Origin of the sequence: Lachnoclostridium sp. An169, from assembly GCF_002160525.1 — a bacterium.
Taxonomy (GTDB): Bacteria; Bacillota; Clostridia; order Lachnospirales; family Lachnospiraceae; genus Mediterraneibacter; species Mediterraneibacter cottocaccae.
The window spans coordinates 152,477-174,473 of sequence record NZ_NFKT01000002.1; the positions used below are offsets into that span (position 1 = coordinate 152,477).

At 49.9% G+C, this 21,997-nt stretch carries 19 protein-coding genes and 1 riboswitch; of the genes, 15 read left to right on the forward strand and 4 right to left on the reverse strand.

Going from position 1 to position 21,997, the window contains the following annotated elements; genetic code table 11:
• Positions 1 to 70: 70 nt before the first annotated feature.
• Entirely contained in the window at positions 71 to 1,651 is a 1,581-nt protein-coding gene (locus B5F07_RS02235; RefSeq protein WP_087159649.1) for an AAA-like domain-containing protein, read from the reverse strand.
• 289 nt (positions 1,652 to 1,940) lie between these two features.
• Here B5F07_RS02235 and B5F07_RS02240 point away from each other — a divergent pair, with 289 nt between their 5' ends.
• The 4 genes from B5F07_RS02240 to B5F07_RS02255 all read left to right on the forward strand — a co-directional run bounded on the left by B5F07_RS02240 (position 1,941) and on the right by B5F07_RS02255 (position 6,856).
• A complete protein-coding gene (locus B5F07_RS02240; protein ID WP_087159650.1) occupies positions 1,941 to 3,116 on the forward strand; it encodes a BMP family ABC transporter substrate-binding protein in 1,176 nt (391 codons plus the stop codon).
• Positions 3,117 to 3,207: 91 nt separating this feature from the next.
• Positions 3,208 to 4,770 (forward strand): ABC transporter ATP-binding protein, encoded by a 1,563-nt coding sequence (locus B5F07_RS02245; RefSeq protein WP_087159651.1) that lies wholly within the window; start codon positions 3,208 to 3,210, stop codon positions 4,768 to 4,770.
• 3 nt (positions 4,771 to 4,773) lie between these two features.
• Positions 4,774 to 5,871 carry an ABC transporter permease gene (locus B5F07_RS02250; RefSeq protein ID WP_087159652.1) on the forward strand — a complete coding sequence of 366 codons (1,098 nt, stop codon included), beginning with the start codon at positions 4,774 to 4,776 and terminating at the stop codon, positions 5,869 to 5,871.
• A complete protein-coding gene (locus B5F07_RS02255) occupies positions 5,864 to 6,856 on the forward strand; it encodes an ABC transporter permease (RefSeq protein WP_087159653.1) in 993 nt (330 codons plus the stop codon). Before B5F07_RS02250 ends, B5F07_RS02255 begins: the two co-directional genes overlap by 8 nt.
• A 103-nt stretch (positions 6,857 to 6,959) precedes the next feature.
• Here B5F07_RS02255 and B5F07_RS02260 read toward each other — a convergent pair whose 3' ends face one another.
• Positions 6,960 to 7,529: a biotin transporter BioY gene (locus tag B5F07_RS02260; protein WP_087159654.1), complete on the reverse strand. Its 570-nt coding sequence runs from the start codon at positions 7,527 to 7,529 to the stop codon at positions 6,960 to 6,962.
• A gap of 199 nt (positions 7,530 to 7,728) precedes the next feature.
• Between B5F07_RS02260 and B5F07_RS02265 the strand changes: the two genes are divergently transcribed.
• From B5F07_RS02265 to B5F07_RS02300, 8 genes are all read left to right on the forward strand, one after another.
• Positions 7,729 to 8,580, forward strand: a complete 852-nt coding sequence (locus tag B5F07_RS02265) for a DUF5685 family protein (protein WP_087159655.1) — start codon at positions 7,729 to 7,731, stop codon at positions 8,578 to 8,580.
• Complete coding sequence (locus B5F07_RS02270; RefSeq protein WP_087159656.1) at positions 8,561 to 9,265, forward strand: DnaJ domain-containing protein; 705 nt, start codon at positions 8,561 to 8,563, stop codon at positions 9,263 to 9,265. The genes B5F07_RS02265 and B5F07_RS02270 overlap by 20 nt, the downstream gene beginning before the upstream one ends.
• The gene (locus tag B5F07_RS02275; RefSeq protein WP_087159657.1) at positions 9,256 to 9,786 is read left to right on the forward strand and encodes a hypothetical protein; all 531 of its coding nucleotides are present in this window, start codon (positions 9,256 to 9,258) and stop codon (positions 9,784 to 9,786) included. Before B5F07_RS02270 ends, B5F07_RS02275 begins: the two co-directional genes overlap by 10 nt.
• A 223-nt stretch (positions 9,787 to 10,009) precedes the next feature.
• Positions 10,010 to 10,510: an adenylate kinase gene (locus B5F07_RS02280; protein ID WP_087159658.1), complete on the forward strand. Its 501-nt coding sequence runs from the start codon at positions 10,010 to 10,012 to the stop codon at positions 10,508 to 10,510.
• A 319-nt stretch (positions 10,511 to 10,829) separates the two neighbouring features.
• The gene (locus B5F07_RS02285) at positions 10,830 to 12,185 is read left to right on the forward strand and encodes an ATP-binding protein (RefSeq protein WP_087159659.1); all 1,356 of its coding nucleotides are present in this window, start codon (positions 10,830 to 10,832) and stop codon (positions 12,183 to 12,185) included.
• A 455-nt stretch (positions 12,186 to 12,640) separates the two neighbouring features.
• A riboswitch (FMN riboswitch) is annotated at positions 12,641 to 12,775 on the forward strand.
• A gap of 213 nt (positions 12,776 to 12,988) precedes the next feature.
• Positions 12,989 to 13,549 (forward strand): ECF transporter S component, encoded by a 561-nt coding sequence (locus B5F07_RS02290; RefSeq protein ID WP_242972397.1) that lies wholly within the window; start codon positions 12,989 to 12,991, stop codon positions 13,547 to 13,549.
• A 324-nt stretch (positions 13,550 to 13,873) separates the two neighbouring features.
• Positions 13,874 to 14,518 carry a cell wall hydrolase gene (locus B5F07_RS02295; RefSeq protein WP_087159660.1) on the forward strand — a complete coding sequence of 215 codons (645 nt, stop codon included), beginning with the start codon at positions 13,874 to 13,876 and terminating at the stop codon, positions 14,516 to 14,518.
• Between the two features lie 47 nt (positions 14,519 to 14,565).
• Entirely contained in the window at positions 14,566 to 15,057 is a 492-nt protein-coding gene (locus tag B5F07_RS02300; protein ID WP_087159778.1) for a GNAT family N-acetyltransferase, read from the forward strand.
• Positions 15,058 to 15,126: 69 nt separating this feature from the next.
• On the opposite strand, the gene B5F07_RS02305 is transcribed toward B5F07_RS02300, so the two are convergent.
• A complete protein-coding gene (locus tag B5F07_RS02305) occupies positions 15,127 to 17,403 on the reverse strand; it encodes a DNA topoisomerase III (RefSeq protein WP_087159661.1) in 2,277 nt (758 codons plus the stop codon).
• A 32-nt stretch (positions 17,404 to 17,435) separates the two neighbouring features.
• Positions 17,436 to 18,278: a YitT family protein gene (locus B5F07_RS02310; protein ID WP_087159662.1), complete on the reverse strand. Its 843-nt coding sequence runs from the start codon at positions 18,276 to 18,278 to the stop codon at positions 17,436 to 17,438.
• A 152-nt stretch (positions 18,279 to 18,430) separates the two neighbouring features.
• On the opposite strand from B5F07_RS02310, the gene eno reads away from it, so the two are divergent.
• Genes eno through B5F07_RS02325 form a run of 3 tightly spaced genes read left to right on the forward strand, consistent with a single transcriptional unit; the run spans position 18,431 to position 21,897 of the window.
• On the forward strand, positions 18,431 to 19,699 hold the full coding sequence (gene eno / locus B5F07_RS02315) for a phosphopyruvate hydratase (RefSeq protein ID WP_087159663.1): 1,269 nt from the start codon (positions 18,431 to 18,433) through the stop codon (positions 19,697 to 19,699).
• Between the two features lie 55 nt (positions 19,700 to 19,754).
• Entirely contained in the window at positions 19,755 to 20,255 is a 501-nt protein-coding gene (locus tag B5F07_RS02320) for a PH domain-containing protein (protein ID WP_087159664.1), read from the forward strand.
• Entirely contained in the window at positions 20,245 to 21,897 is a 1,653-nt protein-coding gene (locus B5F07_RS02325) for a PH domain-containing protein (protein WP_162613030.1), read from the forward strand. The genes B5F07_RS02320 and B5F07_RS02325 overlap by 11 nt, the downstream gene beginning before the upstream one ends.
• Positions 21,898 to 21,997 lie beyond the last annotated feature (100 nt).

Sequence of the window (21,997 nt, forward strand, 5' to 3'; positions counted from 1 at the left end):
CTTTGAGCCGAGCTGCTTCTATAAAGGACGCGGTTTTTAGTAAAAATTCATACCTCAGAATAGGCTGTATTTACACAACCGCCTCTACAATCCGTTTATCCCCCACCACGATATCCTTTACCCCGACAACTTTGTTCTTATTAAAATTAAAGCTCAGCATATATCCTTTCTTTAGATGGAAGTGATCAAGATACCCGGACAGTTGTTTTTCACCACGCTCGTTGTAAGCATTTCCCCTCCAGATTTTGAGCTCCAGGATATACTGTTCGCCGCGGTAATAGATGACCAGGTCCATGCGTTCGCTGTTTCTTGTCTGTGGTTCGATGCAATAACTGCCGACTCCGTTAATGATCGGTTTAAGAAACAGAAGAAAATACCGCCTCCCTGCATCTTCGAGAAACTCTTCATTTTGATCACCGTAAAGATAATCAAAAGTCTCTACAAATTTTTCAAGGATTCTTCTCATGTCCAGATGTCCTCCGACAATGAACTGATTCTTTTCCTGCACAGCTGTGTTGTACATAGCGCTTGTAGAAAATTCCTCCGAAATGAACAGGTTATAGAGCACCGTTTCAAAAATCCGGTTGGAAATTACCGCATTTCCGCCATCGTTTTTTATAAAACCGAACATAGCAGCTGTCTCAATATACTGGTTCTGCGGAACATAAGGAATCGGTTTGCCTGTGAACAGGAGTTCATACAGCACGGATCGCAGTTCCGGGTAATCCTGAAGCTTGCCGGTCAGTGACTGAAAGAGTGTGTTGCTGTCATTGACGAGCAGTTTTTCCGCTTCGAAAAAACCTGCTTTCGTCCATGCACTCTTTTTATCCGGAAAATCAGCTGTTCCGCAGACTTCTTCATCCATATTTTTACAAAGGCAGGAAACCAGATATGGATACCCGGATGTGTAAGTATAGATCAGATCCGCGATCATATCAATATCCATGCCGGTTTGGTGATCGTTTTCATATTCACGGAGCATGCCGGCGATTTCCTGTGCGGAAAAGCTCATATCAATGCGGAACTTAGCTGCGATGTTCCATGGACTGTTCAATTTGTGCTCCTCATCCGGCCGGATTTTTCGTCTGATGTTGCGGACGTCATAAACTCCTGCCAGAATGACCGAGTGAAATGTGGCGGTTGCCGGTCTTTTCAGATAATAAGCTCTTAGCTGGGCAAGAAAATCAAGAAATACCTGGTTGTTTGAAGCGGTATCCACTTCATCGATAATCATGACGAGTTTCCGGGGAGATGCGGCACACCATGATTTCAGGACTTTGAACAGCATCTGGAGGGAATTGATCCTTGCAGTCCCTGTGGCAAATTCTTTGAGTCTGATACTTATTTCTTCCGGAAAAGTCTGCACAGTATCCAGTAATTCTTCTGAAAAAGCCGATACAAATATTGTCTCATCTTCAAAGGCAAGCGCACTTATCATCTGGAAATCCAGGCTTACCACTTCATACTCGTCTTTCAGGTAATCCGCCAGGGCATGGAGTGTGGTTGTCTTGCCATACTGTCTTGCTCTGTTGACAATAAAATACTCGCCTGCATCAACCATTGCCTTGATTTCCTTCAGTTTTGGCCTGATATCAACCATGTAATGCAGATCAGGTCTGCAGGCACCATTTGTGTTAAATACTTTCGACATCAGTTTACCCGGTTCCTTTCTTAAAAGTACGTACATAATATTATTCTAATTCTAACATGGAGGAAAAGGAATAACAAGAAGATTACCTTTTTATAAATTTGTTCTTAAATAAATATACTGTTTAGTTTTTCCAGTGCGCTATTGACTTCTGACAGCACGATATAGTAAAATTACATTGAAAAAGCTATCCGATGGCGGACATGTTTTCGAGTACGGATAGCTTTTTTCACATCATGCAGTCGGACCGGCAGAATGATACGGTCCCGTTTCGCAGTAAAGGAGGAAATATATGAAAAAGAAGATTCTCAGCATGTTCTTATGCGCAGCCATGGCTGTCACTCTGATCGCAGGATGCGGCGCGCCGGCAGCAGAGACAGGAGGAAACGACAACACAGGAGACAAGACGTCTGAAACATCGAAAGGAATCCCGAAGGATGAGATCAAGGTAGGATTTGTACACGTATCCGACCCGAGTGATATGGGATACACATACAACCAGGATCTCGGAACTCAGGAGATGCAGAAAGCTCTCGGCCTGAGTGACGATCAGATCGTAAATAAATACAACGTTCCGGAGGGCGCGGAGTGTGATACGGCTCTGAGAGAGCTCGTTGACGCGGGATGCAACATCATCTTTGCGACAAGCTTCGGTTTTGAGGACTATGTAAAAGAAGTTGCTGCAGAGTATCCGGATATCGAGTTCTGTCATGCTACCGGATATCAGGCGAAAGATTCAGGACTTGACAACTTCCACAACTACTTTGCTTCGATCTACGAGGGACGTTACCTGGCAGGTATCGCGGCAGGTATGAAGACAGAGACGAACAAACTGGGGTATGTTGCAGCATTCCCGTTTGCAGAGGTTATCAGCGGATACACCGCTTTCTATCTGGGAGCAAAGAGTGTGAACCCGGATGTGACGATGGATATCATGTACACCAACTCCTGGAATGACCCGACTGTAGAGTCCCAGGTTGCGAAAGCGCTGATCGACCGCGGATGCGATGTGATCTCACAGCATTCCGATTCAACAGCTCCGGCTACAACAGCTGAGGAGAACGGCGTATGGCAGGTTGGATACAACAACGATATGATCGATGCAGCGCCGGACGCTTCCCTGATCTCCCCGCGTATTGACTGGGGTATCTATGTAACCGAGGCGGTTCAGGCTGTAATCAACGGAGATGAAATTCCGGTTGACTGGTGCAAGGGTCTGGCAGACGGAGCTGTCTATCTGTCACCGCTGAACACCGCGATCGCAGCAGAGGGAACTCAGGAAGCAATCGATGCGGCAAAGGAGAAGATTATTTCCGGTGATCTTCACGTATTCGCAGGCCCGCTTAAAGGCGTAAGCCCGGAGGGTGAGGAGTACGATGTTGCAGAAGGTGACTATTATCACGAGCAGGAAGATGCTTCCGCACCGTCATGGCAGTATATCATTGAGGGCTGCAACGTAGTAGAATAGTGAAACAGCAGTGAAAAACAGAGCCGTCTTCGGACGGCTTTGTTTACCTCATGGGATATAAAATAATCTACAGACAAAGGAGGATGAGGGCTTGAGCGAGGCTTTGCAGTATGCAGTGGAAATGCATCATGTAACGAAAACTTTTGGAAAGGTTGTGGCCAACCACGACGTCAGTCTCGAGCTGAGGCAGGGAGAGATTCTGGCGCTTCTCGGCGAAAACGGAAGCGGAAAGACGACGCTGATGAACATGCTGTCGGGAATTTATTTTCCGGATCATGGAGAAATACGGGTAAAGGGCAGGGCAGTAACAATCCGGTCCCCGAAAAATGCGTTTGATCTCGGCATCGGCATGATCCACCAGCATTTCAAACTGGTAGATGTGCTCACCGCCGCGGAGAATATTGTGCTTGGGCTGCCGGGAAAGGCGGTCGTAAACCGGAAGGAGATCAACGCAAAGGTGGCAGAGCTTGCACAGCGTTACGGCTTTGAGATCGATCCGGCAAAGAAGGTCTACAACATGGCGGTTTCTGAGAAGCAGACCGTGGAGATCCTGAAGGTCCTTTACAGAGGCGCGGACATCCTGATTCTGGATGAGCCGACGGCAGTGCTGACGCCGCAGGAGACAGACAAGCTGTTTGCAGTGCTCAGAAACATGAAAAAGGACGGTAAGTCTATTATTATCATTACCCACAAACTGCATGAGGTGCTTGCGATCTCAGACCGGGTTGCGATTCTGAGAAAAGGTGAGTACGTAGGAGCTGTCAATACGGCAGAGACGGATCAGGCACAGCTCACGGAGATGATGGTGGGACGGCCGGTGAGCCTTGAGATTGAGCGCCCGGCTGTGGAGCGCGGGGAAAAGCGGCTCCAGGTTATTGATCTTACCTGTCTGAACAGCGATGGAATCAAAGCTCTCGACAATGTCTCCTTTGACGCTTACGGCGGGGAGATCCTGGGCGTTGCGGGAATCGCCGGGAGCGGACAGAAAGAACTGTGCGAGGTGATCGCCGGACTTTATCCTTCCATCGGCGGTTCGGTGCTCTATTCCGGAAGCCATGACGGCGTGCCGGTTCAGGAGCGAATCCTGGGCCTGAAGCCGGATGAGATTGTCAAAAAAGGAATCTCCATGGCATTCGTGCCGGAGGACCGTCTCGGCATGGGGCTTGTGGCGGGAATGGACATGACGGACAATGTCATGCTGAGAAGCTACAAGTCGGGAAAAGGAATTTTTGTTGACAGGAAGACTCCGAGAGCGCTGGCGGAGAAGCTGATCGAGGAGCTGGAGATCATCACCCCGGGCGTGGAGACTCCGGTGGGCAGACTCTCGGGAGGAAATGTCCAGAAGGTTCTTCTGGGCAGGGAGATCGCCTGTCAGCCTTCCGTACTTATTGTGGCCTACCCTGTGAGGGGGCTTGACATCAACTCCTCATACAGGATTTATGACCTGCTGAACGAACAGAAGAAGAAAGGCGTTGCAGTGATCTTTATCGGAGAAGACCTGGACGTTCTGATGCAGCTGTCCGACCGGATCATGGTTCTGTGCGGAGGAAAGGTCAGCGGGATCGTGGACCCGCACAAAGTTACCAAAGATGATATCGGTCTCATGATGATTCATGCAGATGCGGGGAAAGAAATACAGGAGAAGGAGGCGTAAGGAATGAGCACAAAAAACGGACAGCAGAAAGAACCATGGATCAGGATGGTCAAAAGAGATGCCATTTCCCAGAAAAAAGCGTGGGCAATCCGTGCGGCGGCGTTCATTCTCTCCCTGGTGACAGGAGGAATCGTTATCCTTTTACTGGGACACAACCCGTTTTCGGTTTACACATCGATGGTTGTGGGCGCATTCGGCTCCAGCACGGTTATTCATGAGACAGTGAAAATTGCCGTACCGCTTCTGATCACGGCGATCGGCATTTCGTTTGCATTTAAAATGAAGTTCTGGAATATCGGCGGAGAGGGACAGATCCTTGTGGGAGCTGTCGCAGCCGGGGCGTTCGGGCTTTTTACGGCGCACATTTTCCCGAAACTGCCGCTGGTAATCCTGATGATGTTGGCCTCCATCGTGGCGGGAGGACTGTACGGCCTGCTTCCGGCGGTATGTAAGGCAAAATGGGGAACCAACGAGACTCTGTTCACCCTGATGCTCAACTATATCGCGCTGGCATTCATCAAATATCTGATGAACGGACCCTGGAAGGCGGAGGGAAGCAGTTTCCCGAAGATTGCGATGCTTGTTCCGGGGGCGCGTCTGACCAAGGTGCTGGGCGTCCACTGGGGGTGGATTCTCGCGCTCGTCCTTGTGGTAGTGTCGTATATTTATTTTAACAAGACCAAACAGGGATATGAGATCGCTGTTGTGGGCGAGAGCAACAACACGGCGCGCTATGCGGGAATCAATGTGGGACGTGTGTTTAAGAGAACCATGTTTATCTCAGGTGCGCTCTGCGGGCTTGTGGGAATGCTGCAGTTTGCGGGAGCGGACTACACGATTACAGAGGGAACCGCCGGCGGCGTGGGATTTACCGCGATTACGGTGGCGTGGCTTGCCAAGATGAATCCTTTCGGGATGCTTGTCGTGTCCGTGTTCATCGCCATGCTTGAGCGTGGTTCCAATACGATACAGACGAATTTCAAGATCCCGGCGTCAGCCTCGGATCTTCTGATCGGAATCATCCTGTTCTTTATGCTTGGATGTGAGTTCTTTATCTCCTATCGTCTGATCAGGAGAGGAAAGGAGGAGCAGAATGCTTAATACACTGAATGGTCTTCTGATTGCGGCCGTACTTGCGGGAACGCCGCTGCTGCTCGGAGCACTGGGCGAGATCCTGACGGAGAAATCCGGAAACTTAAATCTTGGTGTGGAAGGTATGATGTTCATGGGCGCCATCACCGGACTGGCAGGCTCCTACTATTATGAGCAGGGCGTTATCAGTTCGGGAGGAACACCAAACGGCGTGGTATCGGCGCTGATCGCGCTGGCGGTATCCTTCATCGCCGGAGCTTTCGGGGCCCTGATCTACAGCTTCCTCACGATCACACTCCGGGCGAACCAGAACGTAACCGGTCTGACCCTGACCATCTTCGGAACCGGTTTCGGCAATTTCTTCGGAGAATATATCGGACAGAACGCGGGCGGGTATGTGGCTGTCTCTACTGTGACGAAAAATGCATTCTCCCGGCTGAATATTCCGGTCCTCTCCGATATTCCGGTGCTCGGACCGCTTCTGTTCCAGTATAACTGGCTTGTGTACTTCGCCATTGTTCTGGCGGTGATTATGGCATGGTTCTTCAACCGCTCCAGAGTGGGTCTGAACCTGCGCGCGGTGGGAGAGGATCCGGCGACAGCGGATGCTGCGGGTATCAATATCACGGCGTACAAATACGCGGCCACAGTGATCGGCGGCGGTATCTGCGGAATCGGCGGTATGTACATGAGCATGGTCACCACATCCGGCGTATGGGTTCACGACTGTGTCAGCGGTTACGGCTGGCTGGCAGTGGCGCTCGTTATCTTCGCGACATGGAGACCGGCGAAGGGAATTCTTGTGGCAATCGTCTTCGGCGGACTGACTGTCATGCGTATGTATGTGAATATACCGGGACTTCCGGCACAGATCTACGATATGCTTCCTTATGTGGCGACGATTGTGGTACTTGTTGTGACAAGTATGAGAGAGAGCCGTGAGCATGCCCAGCCAAAGAGCTGCGGGCTCAACTACTTCCGCGAGGAGCGCTGAGAAAGTGCGGGATTTACCGAAAGAAAATTATCTGATGATATAGAACAGAAAAAAGAAAGGGCGTGCAGCATGAGAATCTTCTCTGTGCTGCATGCCCTTTCTTTTACCGAAAGCGTCTGAGGGCGCTCTGAAGCTTGGGACCCACCAGAACAGCTGCGATGATCTTCACTGCGTCGCCCGGCAGATACGGGATCACCCCGATACCGAGGGCTGCGAAGAAGCCAAGATTCATCTGGGCGGCAAGCCAGACTGTCCCGAAGGTATAGCAGACGGCGAGCCCCAGGATCATGCCGGTGATGGCGGCAGTCCGCTTTCCGGGGAAGCGTTCCATCAGAAAGCCCTGGATGAGAGCCAGGAAAAGGAAGCCGATGAGATACCCTCCGGTGGGACCGAAAAGCTTGGAGGGTCCGCCGCTGAAAGCCGAGAAGACAGGCAGTCCCACGGTTCCCACACAGAGGTAGATAAAGACACTTATGGTTCCGTGTTTCATGCCAAGGATATATATGATAAGATAGATGGCAAAATTCGTCAGAGAAAGCGGAACCGGGCTCACCGGAATCGGGATGGACATGGGGCCGAGGATACAGAGCGCCGCGGTTGTCAGTCCGATCAGAGTGAGTGTTTTCGTGCTTGTGTGGGGCGGTTTCGTTGATGTCAGATTTTTTTCAGTCATGAGAGAAGTCCTTTCTTTTTCCCGTTTCTTTTTTGTAAATTCATCAAGAGTATATAATGCAAAAAAGCAAATGTCAACTGAAAATATTTTGCGGTTAACAATAAGGAGCGAAAGTTCACAAAAATATTATAAACAGAAACTGCGGGGCGTGGTACAATATCAGCATGACACGAATGCGGCGGAAGACAGGAGAAGGATAATGTTTGGTTATGTGACGATATGCGAACCGGAACTGAAGGTAAAGGATTTAAAAAAATACAGGGCATACTACTGCGGACTGTGCAGGGAACTGAAGGAGCGCTACGGATTTATGGGACAGATGACCCTGACCTATGATATGACGTTTGCTGTGATTCTTCTGACTTCTCTTTATGAGAGTGAAGTGACTTCCCAGATGCACCGGTGTAAGGTCCATCCGGTGAAAAAACAGATGATGCTTCGCAGCGAGATCACCTCCTATGCGGCGGCAATGAATGTGCTTCTTGCCTATTATCATATGGCCGATGACTGGGCGGACGACCGGAAGGTAAGCAGTTTTATGACAAAGAGCCTGATTCAGGGGAAGGCGAAGAAGATCATTGAGGAATATCCCAGACAGAGCCGCGTGATCGAGGAGTGCCTGAGGGAACTGGCAGTATGCGAGAAGGAGAACAGTACGGATATCGACCGGACTGCCGGATGTTTCGGACGGCTGATGGAAGAGCTGTTTGCCTACCGGGAGGATATCTGGGAAAAGAATATGCGCCGGATGGGATTTTTTCTCGGAAAATTTATCTATATAATGGATGCTTATGAAGACCTTCCGGAAGATATGGAAAAGAACCGTTATAATCCGCTGAAGGTGATTTATGAAAAGGAAGATTATGAGGAGAGGATGCATCAGATCCTGTGCATGATGATTGCGGAAAGTACCGCGGAATTTGAGCGTCTTCCGTGCCTTGTTGATGTGGACATTTTACGAAATATATTGTATGATGGAGTCTGGAATCGTTATAATAAGATACAGATGAAGAAAAGAGAGGAAAAGAAAAATGAACAAAAATCCGTATGATGTGCTCGGCGTTTCTCCGAATGCATCGGACGATGAAATAAAGAAAGCCTACCGGGATCTGACGAGAAAGTATCACCCGGATGCCAATGTGAACAATCCACTGGCTGATCTGGCAGAGGAGAAATTCAAGGAGGTCCAGGAGGCTTACGACACCATTATGCATGAACGGTCATCCGGAGGGGGCGGATATTCTTCAGGAAACAGTTCCTACGGCGGAAATTCCTATGGCGGCAATAATTACGGGGGAAGAAGTTCCTACGGTGGATCTTATTCTTACGGCGGAGGATACAGCGGCCAGGGAGACCAGCAGGATCCGAGGATTCAGGCGGCAGTAAACTATATCAACAGCAGACGATACCGGGAAGCTCTGAATACGCTGGACCAGATTCCGCAGAGATCAGCGCTCTGGTATTATTTAAGCGGCTGCGCCAACGCCGGTCTCGGCAACAATGTGCTTGCCAGGGATCATGCGGCGCAGGCGGTGAATATGGAACCCGGGAATATGCAGTACCGGCAGCTTTTGAATCAGTTGGATTTCAGCAGCAGGAGATATCAGAACAGCCCTTACGGAAACGGGTACGGTACAGGTGGTTACGGCTGCGGAACCGGAAATATGTGCTGTGATCTGTGTATTGCTGATCAGCTCTGTGAGTGTATGGGAGGAGATTTGTGCACATGCATGTAAAGGCAAAAACCATCGCGTTCGGCGGTCTTCTGCTTGCTCTGACCGTCGTTTTTATGGCCCTGGGCAGCCTGATCGAGACGGGGACGCTGTTTCTTCTGGCGGCAGCGTCCTATTTTGTTGGAATTGTGGTAAGAGAATACGGTCTGCGGATGGGAGGCGCCTTCTATATCGCAGCCGTACTCCTTGGACTTATCACAGCACCGAATAAGTTTTATGTGCTGACGTTTGCGGCCATGGGGCTCTATATCTGGGGGATCGAGGCTGTGTGGAGGGCTCTGGAAAGGCGGCCTCAGCTTGCACGGCGCAGAACGGTGTTTACGGCTGCCAAGTATGTGATTTTCAATATTATTTATATACCGGTTGTTCTGATTTTCCGGGATCTGCTCTTTTCCCGGGATCTGTCCGCAGGATTCGTGGCAGGAGTTATTGTTGCCGGCCAGGTGGCTCTGTTCATCTATGACCGGGCGTACGACTATGTCCAGATCCATCTGTGGGGCAGGATGCGGGGGAAAATTCTGTGATGCAGGAGTGAGGCGCGAAGATTCTGCATAAGGATGCCCCTGGGCAGTTTTTCGGGCAAAAGGAAAGAGTCACATTGCTGTGACTCAAAAGGGGGAAAAAGTTTATGAAAAAGTGTTCTCTTCTTAAGAACAATTATAGTATATAAAGAAGTTGTGTAAAAAGTGTGATGAAGATTTGAATGGATTATGAATAAAAGGATAAAAAAATGTGAAGAGGTATACAATGCAGAAAGTGATTGTGATCGGATGCCCCGGAGCGGGGAAAAGCACATTCGCCAGGAAGCTCCGTGACATAACGGGGCTTCCGCTGTTTTATCTGGATATGATCTGGCACAGGAGCGACGGGACGCATATCTCCCCGGAGGAGTTTGATGCCCGTCTGGAAGAACTGCTCTTAAAAGAAAAATGGATTATTGACGGGAATTATCTCCGGACGCTTGATGTGCGGCTTGAGGCGTGCGATACCGTGTTCTTTCTCGATTATCCTCTGGATGTCTGCCTGGAAGGGGCGCGTTCGCGGATCGGGAAGAAACGGGAGGATCTGCCATGGGTGGAGGAGGAATTCGATGAAGAGTTCAGACAGTGGATCATGGATTTCCCGAAAGACCAGCTCCCGCAGATGTATGAACTGGTGAGACAGTACAGCGGGACGAAAGAAGTGCATATCCTGCACTCCAGGGAAGAGGCAAAGAAGCATCTGGAGCTGGCTGCCCTGAAAAAATAAAATTTCAAAAATCCCGAAAAACCCCTTGAAATCGCGCTTATAAAGAGTTATATTAATATGCAGAAAAAGTGATTGATCTTCGGGGTCGGAAATAAGTTCATAAATCAGAGAATCCCGGAAATACGCCGTTTGCAGGCGTCTTAGAAGTGAAAAAAGGTCGGTTTTACGACAAATGAAATAAAAAGCAGATCAGAAGAGCTCTGTAAAAGAAATACCTCGTCCTTGTGGCGGGGTACTTTTAAATTATAGATGTATAGCGGTAGATACTCTGGTATAATAAAGAAACATGGAAGTTTTAAATCAGATCAGGAGGAAACAGATGTACCTTAAAAGAAAGATATATGACAGGCTTGTACAGTGGAAAGATAATGCTGACCACAGTACGCTTGAGGTCAACGGCGCCAGACAGGTTGGCAAGACATATCTGATCAATAAATTTGCGGACGAAAATTTTGCACATAAAATATACGTTAATCTGTTTGAACTGAGCGGCAAACAGTTCATGGAGTGTTATAAGCAGGCTACACAATGGCAGCCGGGGGAGAAAAGACCGGAACATCCCCTGCATGATGCCTTTCATCTGTATGAACCGGATTTTCAGGATACAGATGATACAGTTATTATCATTGACGAGATTCAGGAGTCAGCGGAGATTTATAATCGGATCAGAGAGTTTACAAGACAGTTTCAGTGTCATTTTATTGTGACAGGGAGTTATCTGGGCAGAGTGTATGAACCGGAGTTCCGGTTTTCAAGCGGAGATGTGACAAAGCTTACGATCTATACGATGTCATTTGAAGAATTTTTGGAAGCATACGACACAGAGATTTATGAAAAGTATATGCAGATAACAGGTACGGTACAGGAAGATTCTCTCTATGACAAGCTGAAAGCAATCTATGATACTTACTGTCAGGTGGGCGGCTATCCGAAAGTCGTACAAACATATCTGGAATCAAAAGATATACAGAAAGCACAGGGCGAACTCGTTAAGATCATTGACACATTTACAAATGAATCAATCCGATATTTTACAGATATTTTAGACAACAGAGTCTTTACTCAGATTTTCCTTTCTATATGCAGGATACTGAACCGTGAGAAAAAGGGTCTTGCTGAAGACAGTATCAGCGAGGAACTTCAGAAGATCGTCACAAGAGACTACTCAAGTAATATAACAAAAGCAGCTTGTAACAGAGCGATAAGTTGGCTTTATTTCTCCGGGATCATTGGTTTTTGTGCTAAGATAACTGAACTGGATATCATGGATTTTAAATCGGCGAGCAGGTGCTATTTTATGGATCTGGGGGTAGCGAATTATTATTTGAAGCGGACAGGTACAGACGAGCGTGCTCTGAACGGAACACTCAATGAAAATTATGTGTTTATTAATCTAAAGAAAAGGCAGGATTTCCCGCCGGAGATTGCTTTTGAAACGCCTGCTTTTGCAACATATAAAGGCGGTGAAATAGATTTTGTCGTTCAGAGTTTAGAAAGAAACAGGCGTTATCTGGTGGAAGTGAAGACCGGAAGAGGAAAAGCTGAAACCGCGTTGAAAGCACTGCAGTCAGGAAAGGCGGACCGGCTTCTGTATCTGAAAGGAAATACTAAGGGGGGAGAAGATGGTAAAATTATAACAGTCCCGATTTATATGTTGGAGAGATATAAGTTTTGAGGTATCAATAATAAAAGCAATACAGAACCCTCTGGAAGAACGGATTTCCAGAGGGTTTTTCATATATCAACTATTAGAATAAGAAAGATTAAGGAGCTAAAAAGAATGAATTATTATGAAAGAACTCAGGAAAGAGCGTCTGAAACGTCCATCTACAGTAGAAGTGGACCTGAGTCCCATGGTGTATATCATGGGGCACGTAGATGCAAAGAGAATCTAGAAGACATACGATCATGTGAATCTGAAGCGTGTCAGGAATCAGATGCAGAAACTCAATCATAAAAAACAGATGACAAAGAGGAAACAACGGGATAAATGTACGCTGAATTTACGACAAATGACTGTCGTAAAATAGGATTTTACGACAATCAGTGAGAAAAAATAAATTTCAAAAATTCCGAAAAACCCCTTGAAATCGCGCTTATAAAGAGTTATATTAATATGCAGAAAAAGTGATTGATCTTCGGGGTCGGGTGCAAGTCCCAACCGGCGGTATAGTCCGCGACCCGCTGTTTCAGCGGCTGAACCGGTGACTTTCTTCAGAAGGAATTCCGGTACCGACAGTATAGTCTGGATGAGAGAAGAGATTCATATCTGCCGGAATCAGAGGATTCGGCAGTGGTTCATTGAAGAGAGTTCATGCCCCGGACAAAAAAGGTCCGGGGCTTTTTTCTGTCATTAACATACGAAACATCAGGTATGCCAGTGTCAGAACAGAAGTTCTTTGATGATGGGATTTCAGGGAAGATTGCCTTTTTCAGAAACAATAAACCGCCCAGATGCGGAAGAAAAAGGAGAGAACAATGATGACAGAAGGACAGATGGCTGTAAACAGCGGAAGAACAATGAAGATGGTAAAAATGGCGGCAATGGTGGCGATCTCGGTGGTGCTTGTCTACCTGATCCATTTCCCGATTTTTCCGGCAGTAGCATTTCTTGAGTATGATCCGGCAGATATTCCGATTCTTATCGGGACGTTTGCGTTCGGACCGCTTGCGGGGCTTGTGCTGACGGTAGTAACATCGGTAGTCCAGGGGCTGACTGTAAGTGCATCAAGCGGTCTGTACGGTATACTGATGCATGTGATTGCTACCGGTGTGCTTGTGACAGTTTCCGGAACCATATACAGCAGAAAGAAAACAAGAGTGAGGGCGGTCATTGCCCTTGTATGCGGTATGGCGGCCATGGCAGTTGTCATGATGGGTGCCAATATGGTGATTACGCCGCTGTTTATGGGCGTTCCTGCGATTACAGTGTGGCAGCTGATGCCGTTTATTGTCGGGTTCAATGTAATTAAGGCAGGAATCAACGGGGCAGTTACATTTATTGTATATAAGAGAATTGCCAATTTCCTGAGGAAATAAGACTTGTGCAGACATCGGCTGTGCTGAGGATGCCCGGATGTGGAGGATGTTCCAGATCCGGGCATTTATTGCGTTCTGCTTCCGGGCAGAAGAATGGCTTTTGGGCAATAGGGGAAGCATAGACGGATGTTTGGCAGAGGTAAGAAAAGCTTCCGGATTTTGAGAAAGAAAAAAGAAATGAAATAAAAAAGTTGACAGATCTGGAAATTTGTATTAGAATAGCCTCCGTAACATTTTTGTAATATCTGTAATAGTTTTGAAAATTTCACATATATTTCATAATGTGATTGTAAAGATATTGCAATAAGTTCAGAGGAGGAGTATATGATACAACATAAAAACAGGCGGATTCTTATGGCCATATATGCCGCCGCAGTCAGTATGACTGTTCTGACCGGTTTTACCAGTCTGGCCATGGAGCAGGACACAGCAGGGGTGATCGTTTCCTCTGCACAGGAGAGGGCAGAAGAATGGGACTTTGCAGATACGGCAGAGCAGATTCATGCGTCAGTCGTTCTGGATATGAAGGATGCTGCGCAGGAAGCACAGCAGGCATATATCGAGAAAGTTGAGGAAGAAAGAAGAGCTGCCGAGGAGGCGGAGCGCCTTGCCCGGGAGAAAGCTGCCGAGGAAGCGAGAATGGCAGATCAGAGACTGCTTGCGGCGCTGATTTTCTGCGAGGCGGGCAACCAGCCTTATGAGGGGCAGGTCGCAGTTGGAGCGGTGGTTATGAACCGGATAAACAGCGGATCTTATCCGAACACAATCCGGGAAGTGATCTACCAGTCCGGACAGTTCGGACCGGCGATGACCGGATGGCTGGATTCTGTTCTGGCAAAAGGCGGGTATACGGATTCCGCCATGCAGGCAGCAGCAGACGCCATGGCGGGAAGCAATCCTGTAGGGGACTGCCTGTACTTTGGAAACGGAAACTGGGGACTGAAAATCGGGGATCACTATTTTCACTGAATCATCGGCCTGTGCTGATGGGGGAAAGAAAAGAGATGAAGAACACTATGGAAATTCGAATAAGAGAGTACCGCCGGGAGGATACAGAAGAAGCCGTTCTGATCTGGAATCAGGTGGTGGAGGACGGTGTGGCATTTCCGCAGCTGGAGCTGCTGAATGAAGAGACCGGGAGAGCATTTTTTGAGGAACAGTCATTTACGGGACTTGCCTGCGATGTCACGACGGGAGAAGTCGTCGGGCTTTATATCCTACATCCCAACAACGTAGGGCGGTGCGGGCACATCTGCAATGCAAGTTACGCAGTACGCAGGGATATGAGGGGACAGCATATCGGGGAACAGCTTGTAGGGCACTGCATGGAGAAGGGAAAAGAACTGGGATTCCGTATTCTGCAGTTTAACGCAGTTGTGAAAAGCAATACATATGCCCTCAGGCTGTATGAAAAGCTCGGGTTTGTGAGACTGGGGACAATCCCCGGCGGATTCCGGATGAAGGACGGAACCTATGAGGACATTATTCCTCATTATCATATTTTATAGATTCCATGGAAAAGGGATGCAGCACAAAGCAGGTAACTGTTCGTGCGGCATCCCTTTTTTACTTTACATTTACAGTTTGATCTTCCCCAGTGCCTCGGCAAATGCGTTGTTCACCGGTTCCTTTGCCTCCCGGGCCTGTTTCTTCATATAATTTGCCACATCCCGCTTGTTGGCTCCCCGTCCTTCTTTGTTCTTCCGCTCCTGGAAAGCGGACAGTTTCTCCTTGTGGCCGCAGGAGCAGACAAACCGCTGGGCGTCGCCTTTTCCAACCAGCTCCATCTTCTTGTGGCAGACCGGGCAGCGGGCGTTGGTATGGCGGGAGATGGTTTCCCGATAACCGCATTCCCGGTCCTGGCAGACCAGCATCTTTCCGTGTTTTCCGTTGACCTCCAGCATGAATTTTCCGCACTGGGGGCATTTGTGGCGGGTCATGTTATCGTGGCGGAAGGTGCCGTCTGCATCTTTGATCTTCCGGATCAGGCTGCGGGTGTAGTCTTCGATCTCCGCCATGAATTTTCTGTCGGATTCTTTTCCGCGGGCAATGGCCTGCAGACGGAGTTCCCACTGGGCGGTGAGCTCCGGACTTTTGAGATCTGCGGGAACAAGGGAAAGGAGCTGTTTCCCCTTGGACGTGATGTGGATCTCATTTCCCTTTTTCTCCATGAGAAAACTGTTGAACAGTTTCTCTATAATATCAGCCCTTGTGGCAACAGTGCCAAGTCCTCCGGTTTCACCCAGTGTGCGGACGAGCGTCCTGTCCCTGTGTTCCAGATAGCGGACCGGATTTTCCATGGCAGCGATCAGAGTTCCCTCAGTAAAATAAGCCGGCGGTTTTGTTTTCCCCTCCGTGATGGAGAGGGAGGAGACGGTCAGCTCATCCCCTTCCTTCAGATCCGGAAGAGCTGTCTGGGAACCGCCCGGACTTCCATATCCTTCATCGCTCTCGTCTTCCTCCAGGGTGTCTGCAGCAAAACTGCTGTCCGCGTACACGTCCCGCCATCCGGCTGAGCGGATCACATTCCCGCGGGCATGGAAGACAGCAGCGTTCTGAGTGCCATCAGAGGAAGAGGATCTGCCGGCAGCTTTTCCGCCGTGTCCGCTGTCTGTCCGGAACTGTGCGGTCAGCGATGTCTCCTCGTACTCACATGCGGGGGAGAGCACGGCGAGGAAGCGGCGGACGACCATATCGTAGATCTTCCGCTCATCGCTGCTCATATGTTCCAGCTGAACAAACTGTTCTGTGGGGATAATGGCGTGGTGGTCCGATACCTTTGTGTTGTCCACAAACGATTTGCCGGGGCGGATCTCCTGCATGGATAAGCGGGCTGCGCATTTCCGGTAGGGACCCACAGCACATGCTTTCAGGCGCTCTTTAAGTGTCCCTACGATATCTGTGGTAAGATACCGGGAGTCTGTCCTGGGATAGGTCAGAACCTTGTGGTTCTCATACAGGCGCTGCATGATGTTGAGCGTCTCCTTGGCGGAAAAGCCATACCGCTGGTTCGCCTCGCGCTGGAGGGCTGTGAGGTCATAGAGAGCCGGCGAAAATGTTTTCTTCGCCTTTTTTCTGACTTCGGTGATGTGAAGTTTCGGACCGGCGCTGTCCCTGACCGCCTCAATCCGTTTCCGGTCAAAGGTGCGCCCGGAATTTGTCTTCGGGTCTGCCCAGGTAAATGTAACGCCTCCTGCCACTGCCCTCAGACCGTAATAGGTCTCCGGGCGGAAACGGCGGATCTCCTCCTCTCTTGCGGCGATCATTGCCAGAGTAGGCGTCTGGACCCTTCCGCAGGAGAGCTGGGCATTGTATTTGCAGGTCAGGGCACGGGTGGCGTTGATGCCCACCACCCAGTCTGACTCTGCCCGCGCCACAGCGGCATGATAGAGATTGTCATAGTCCCTTCCGGGCCGCAGATGTGCGAATCCCTCGCGGATGGCTTTGTCCGTGACGGAAGAGATCCACAGTCGTTTCAGCGGCTTTTTATTTCCTGCCTTATCCAGAATCCATCGCGCCACAAGTTCTCCCTCTCTCCCCGCATCTGTGGCGATGACGATATCAGAGATATCTTTCCGGAAAATCTGTTCCCGGACCGCCTGATACTGGCGGGATGTCTGCCGGATTACCACCAGTTTCCAGTGTTCGGGAAGCATGGGAAGTGTGTCCATACTCCATGTCTTATACTGTTCCCCGTATTCTTCCGGATCAGCCAGAGTGACAAGGTGCCCCAGCGCCCAGGTGACAACGTAATCCTTTCCTTCCATATAGGAAGAGGTTTTCTTCCCGCAGCCGAGGACACGGGCGATATCCCTCGCCACGGAGGGCTTTTCTGCGATTACAAGATGCTTCATATTAAAAATTTCTCCTTTATACACTTATGCGCTTATACGCTGTGGAAACCTTTGCCGATGATCTCGCTTGTGTTGGAGATCAGGATAAATGCAGTCGGTTCCGTCGCCTTGATATAGTTTCTCAGACGTACAGCCTGGACCCGGTTGAGTGCCGTCAGGATGATATGTTTCTCCTTCCCTGAATAAGCGCCCTTTGCTTCGAATACACTGGCACTGCGCCCGAGCGTGTGGACGATGAAGTCGCAGATGGGCTCCGGATGGTCGCACACTACATTGAAATATTTGGAAAGATTAAAACTCTCGATAAACGTATCCACCATAAATGAGCGGATGGCGAGACCGAGCACGGAATACAGTCCGGTCTCAATATCAAATACGAGAAATCCGGCGGCAGTGATCAGCGCGTCCGAGAGCAGCAGAGCGCGACCGATGTCAAAGCTGGAATACTTTTTCACAATCATGGCAACGATATCAGTACCGCCGCTGGAAGCGCCGATGTTAAAAAGAATTGCCGAGCCCAGTGCGGGAAGAGCAATTGCAAAACAGAGCTCCAGCATGGGCTGGTCGGTCAGCGGTCCGCTCATGGGCCAGATCCGTTCCATTGCGGATAGTGCCAACGAGAGCAGGATGCTGCAGTAAGCGGTTTTGGCGGCGAACTTTTTTCCCAGGACGATCAGTCCGATCACAAGAAGGATCATGCTCATGATCAGGTTGAAGTCTCCGGCTGAGATAAGCCCGGAACGCGCCACAAGCACGGCAAGACCGGTGACTCCGCCAAAGGTGAAGTTGTTGGTAAATTTGAAAAAATATGTTCCTGCAGCGATAAGAAGCGTGCTGAATGTCAGCATCAGGATATAGCGTATTCGTTCTTTCATCGTTTGATTTCCTCCCCTTTAACTGCCTGTTTCCACTCAAATTGTAATGTCTGGAATATAAAAAGTCAACGCATTAATCAAAGTGCCGGGGAGATAATAAACAGCAGTACAGCAATGGTTAAATTCAGAATGATCAGGAGGAAGAATATATTATGGAAAGAAATTTACCGGTTCGGGATGTGTATGCGCGGGAAATTCTGGATTCCCGGGGAAATCCTACCATCGAGGTGGAGGTGTTGGTCGGGGAGGATACCGTTGGAAGCGCAGCGGTTCCCTCAGGGGCGTCCACCGGAAAGCATGAGGCGCTGGAACTGAGGGACGGGGGAAAGCGGTACGGGGGCAGAGGAGTGGAACAGGCGGTGGAGAATGTGAACAGCCGTCTGGCGTCTGTGGTAATCGGCAGGAATGTATTTGACCAGGAAGGAATCGACCGGGCTCTGGTCCGGGCAGACGGAACTGCGGACAAGAGTGCTCTGGGAGCCAATGCCATACTTGGAGTATCCATGGCGGCGGCACATGCGGCAGCGGCCGCGCTGAAGCTGCCTCTGTACCGTTATCTGGGAGGAATGCAGGCGGTCAGGATGCCGGTGCCCATGATGAACATTTTAAACGGCGGCGTACATGCGGATAATTCCCTGGATATTCAGGAGTTTATGATTGTGCCCTGCGGGGCGGATACGTTCCGGGAGAGACTGAGAATCGGAACCGAGACGTATCACTCGCTGAAAAGAGTGCTGCAGGAAAAGGGGCTGAATACCTCTGTGGGAGATGAGGGCGGATTCGCCCCGGATCTTGCGGATACCAGGGAGGCGCTTCGGACCATACGGGATGCGGCGGAGCGGGCGGGATTCCGCATGGGAAGAGATATCCGGATTGCCCTGGATGCGGCGGCTTCCGGTCTGTATGACGCAGGGCGGCACCTCTATGTATTCCCCGGGGAGAGCAGGATGAAGGGGCATGAGGTGGTGCGGAACACAGAAGAAATGATCACATACTATGAGGATCTCATCAGCGAGTTCCCTGTCTGCTCCATCGAGGACCCGCTGGATGAGGATGAGTGGGAGGGATGGCAGCTGATTACCCGGAGACTGGGAAACCGGGTGCAGCTTGTAGGCGACGACCTGTTTGTGACCAGTACGAAGCGGCTGAAAAAAGGAATCGAGCTCGGCGCTGCCAATGCAGTTCTGATCAAGGTCAACCAGACCGGCACGGTCACAGAGGCACTGGAAGCTGTCCGCATGGCACAGGAGGCCGGATACGCGGCGGTTATCTCCCACCGGTCCGGGGAGACGGAGGATACAACCATTGCCGATATGGCGGTGGCATTCAACACCGGACAGATAAAAACAGGGGCGCCCTGCCGGTCTGAACGGGTGGCGAAATATAACCGGCTGCTCAGGATCGAGGAGGCACTTGCGTGAGAATATCCGATCTGATATACTGACTGCAAATCAGTATTTTCAGAGGAGGGCAACTATGCAGGAAGAAACAGTAAAATACGAAAAACTCTCAAAGAGAGCGCTGTACTGTATGTATGCGGCGGGATTTGTCACAGGTGTGGTTCTGCTGGTGATTGTCGGAGCTGTGAATCTGTTCTGGATCATCCCGAAGAACATTACGATCGGGAAATGGATCTCGCTGATCCTTGTGATTCTCATTCTCATTGAAGTGCTTGTCAGTCCCTATTTCCGGTATCACCGGTATCGTTACAGTATTAATGACGAGTGCATCGATATCCGGGAAGGCTATCTGTTTGTGAAACGGGATATCGTTCCGATTGAGCGGCTTCACAAGCTTCAGACTGCCAGGGGACCGATTGACCAGATGTTCCGGGTGGCAAAAGTGATTGTGACCACCGGGGGAGGCGATGTGACCATTTCCTTCCTTGAGGAGGAGAAGGCAGAGCAGATCGCGGACAGCTTAAGAAAGAGGATCAATGAGATCGCAGTGGAGCAGAGGGAAGAAAATGGAAGATAAAAGAAAATTTCGGAACCATATCTCGATTATTGCAGAGCAGATCGGCGGCGGGATCGTGGCGCTTGCCGTTTTTGTCGCAGCCATGGTGATTCAGGACTTTGACGAGTTCTCCGATTTGGCTGCAGATCTGTCGCAGCAGGATCTGTCGGCCTTTTCCGGTACTGCAGTGTTGGTTCTCCTCGGTGTGGCTGCCCTGATTGCTGTTCTTGTGGTAAACCGGTTCTTTGTCTGGTCAAAGACCTGGATCTGTTTGGAAGAGAATGCGATAGTGATCGAGGTGAATACGGTCAACAAAAAGAAAAACACAATCAGTATCCGGAATATTTCCAATATCAATCTGGAACAGAATCTGTTTGAGATGCTGCTTGGGACCTGCAAGGTAAAGCTCGACACAAACAGCCGGTCCACAGCGGAAAAAACGGATGTGAAGATCGTGTTGAAAAAGAAAGATGCGGAGCGGTTCAAGCAGGAAATCCTTGCGAGAATGCGGGAATATGCCGGGGAAACGCAGGGACAGGCAACGGGAGCTTTCGGGATGTCCGGAACAGCCGGAACAGACAGGCTATCCGGAGAAGCCGGGATATCCGGGGCAGATTATTGTGCACGGGAGAGTGCAGCTTACGGCTTCGATGGACAGAACTACGGCGCCCAAAGTTACATGGGACCGGAGGATGACGGCGGCAATTACGATGTACGGGCGGACCTGGGAGATATTCTCCAGCACGGGCTGTTCTCTGTGAATCTGTTTTCCATCCTCATTCTCGTGGGAGGAATCGCCGCCGCTGTGGCGGCCGTGACCCGGCTTGTCAGCCAGCCGGATTTCATGCAGACACTGCTGAGCGCCGCGGCGGCCATCCTCGTCGTGGCGGCTCTGGTGTTTTCCGCTCTGTGGGATACGGTAAAAGATTTTGTCCGTTACTATGATTTCCGGGCAAAGCGGGTGGGCAGCCGCATTTACATCCGGTACGGGCTTCTGAAGAAAGTGGAGTACATGATCCCTGTGGACAAGATCCAGGCTTTGGTGATCCGCCAGTCCTTAGTGGCGAGACTGTCCCGCCGTTACATGGCGGAGATCGTCAACGTGGGAATGGGTGACGAAAAAGAGGAGAAAGACTCTTTTCTTCTGCTCTACATGAAGAAGGATAAAATGGAGCAGTGTTTGAGTGCGCTGCTGCCTGAATTCGCCGGTACAGTAAAGCAGGAGACGAAAAGGCAGCCCGCATCGACGTGGGCGGCATGGCTGATCCCCTTCGGAATCTATGTGCTCGTCGTCTGCGCCACTGCGGCAGGATTTGCAATCGGGATGGGCGAATACCGTATGTGGGCCCTGCCCGGTGCCGTTGCGGCAGTCCTTCTGGCGCTGCTCTTCATGACACTCTCCTACATAGCCGCAGGCGTGGGGATCGGGGAAGATTTCCTCAAGATTTCCCATGGCTATTTCGGACGCAGCTATATCTGCATGCGTTACCGAAATATCCAGTATGTGGAGATTAAAGAGAATGTTCTGGCAAGGCTTACCGGGATCCGGCACGGGAAAGTACATCTGCTGGCGTCGGCGGGAAATTCCGAACATGAGATTCCGTATTATAAGGGAAGGGAAGAGGAGCGGATCCGGGAATATATGCTGCGACGACAGCGGTGAAAAGACAGCGATGAAAAGACAGCGATGAAAAGATAGCGCTGAGAAGATAGCGGCTTTTAAACTTTCCCGGTTAGTGGTATACTATACAGTGCATATAAAA

Bases quoted from the DNA above. Each gene is read 5' to 3' on its own strand.
- B5F07_RS02235 (WP_087159649.1), bottom strand. From the start codon at position 1,651: ATGTCGAAAGTATTTAACACAAATGGTGCCTGCAGACCTGATCTGCAT.
- B5F07_RS02240 (WP_087159650.1), top strand. From the start codon at position 1,941: ATGAAAAAGAAGATTCTCAGCATGTTCTTATGCGCAGCCATGGCTGTC.
- B5F07_RS02250 (WP_087159652.1), top strand. From the start codon at position 4,774: ATGAGCACAAAAAACGGACAGCAGAAAGAACCATGGATCAGGATGGTC.
- B5F07_RS02255 (WP_087159653.1), top strand. From the start codon at position 5,864: ATGCTTAATACACTGAATGGTCTTCTGATTGCGGCCGTACTTGCGGGA.
- B5F07_RS02260 (WP_087159654.1), bottom strand. From the start codon at position 7,529: ATGACTGAAAAAAATCTGACATCAACGAAACCGCCCCACACAAGCACG.
- B5F07_RS02265 (WP_087159655.1), top strand. From the start codon at position 7,729: ATGTTTGGTTATGTGACGATATGCGAACCGGAACTGAAGGTAAAGGAT.
- B5F07_RS02270 (WP_087159656.1), top strand. From the start codon at position 8,561: ATGAACAAAAATCCGTATGATGTGCTCGGCGTTTCTCCGAATGCATCG.
- B5F07_RS02275 (WP_087159657.1), top strand. From the start codon at position 9,256: ATGCATGTAAAGGCAAAAACCATCGCGTTCGGCGGTCTTCTGCTTGCT.
- B5F07_RS02280 (WP_087159658.1), top strand. From the start codon at position 10,010: ATGCAGAAAGTGATTGTGATCGGATGCCCCGGAGCGGGGAAAAGCACA.
- B5F07_RS02285 (WP_087159659.1), top strand. From the start codon at position 10,830: ATGTACCTTAAAAGAAAGATATATGACAGGCTTGTACAGTGGAAAGAT.
- B5F07_RS02290 (WP_242972397.1), top strand. From the start codon at position 12,989: ATGATGACAGAAGGACAGATGGCTGTAAACAGCGGAAGAACAATGAAG.
- B5F07_RS02295 (WP_087159660.1), top strand. From the start codon at position 13,874: ATGATACAACATAAAAACAGGCGGATTCTTATGGCCATATATGCCGCC.
- B5F07_RS02300 (WP_087159778.1), top strand. From the start codon at position 14,566: ATGGAAATTCGAATAAGAGAGTACCGCCGGGAGGATACAGAAGAAGCC.
- B5F07_RS02305 (WP_087159661.1), bottom strand. From the start codon at position 17,403: ATGAAGCATCTTGTAATCGCAGAAAAGCCCTCCGTGGCGAGGGATATC.
- B5F07_RS02310 (WP_087159662.1), bottom strand. From the start codon at position 18,278: ATGAAAGAACGAATACGCTATATCCTGATGCTGACATTCAGCACGCTT.
- eno (WP_087159663.1), top strand. From the start codon at position 18,431: ATGGAAAGAAATTTACCGGTTCGGGATGTGTATGCGCGGGAAATTCTG.
- B5F07_RS02320 (WP_087159664.1), top strand. From the start codon at position 19,755: ATGCAGGAAGAAACAGTAAAATACGAAAAACTCTCAAAGAGAGCGCTG.
- B5F07_RS02325 (WP_162613030.1), top strand. From the start codon at position 20,245: ATGGAAGATAAAAGAAAATTTCGGAACCATATCTCGATTATTGCAGAG.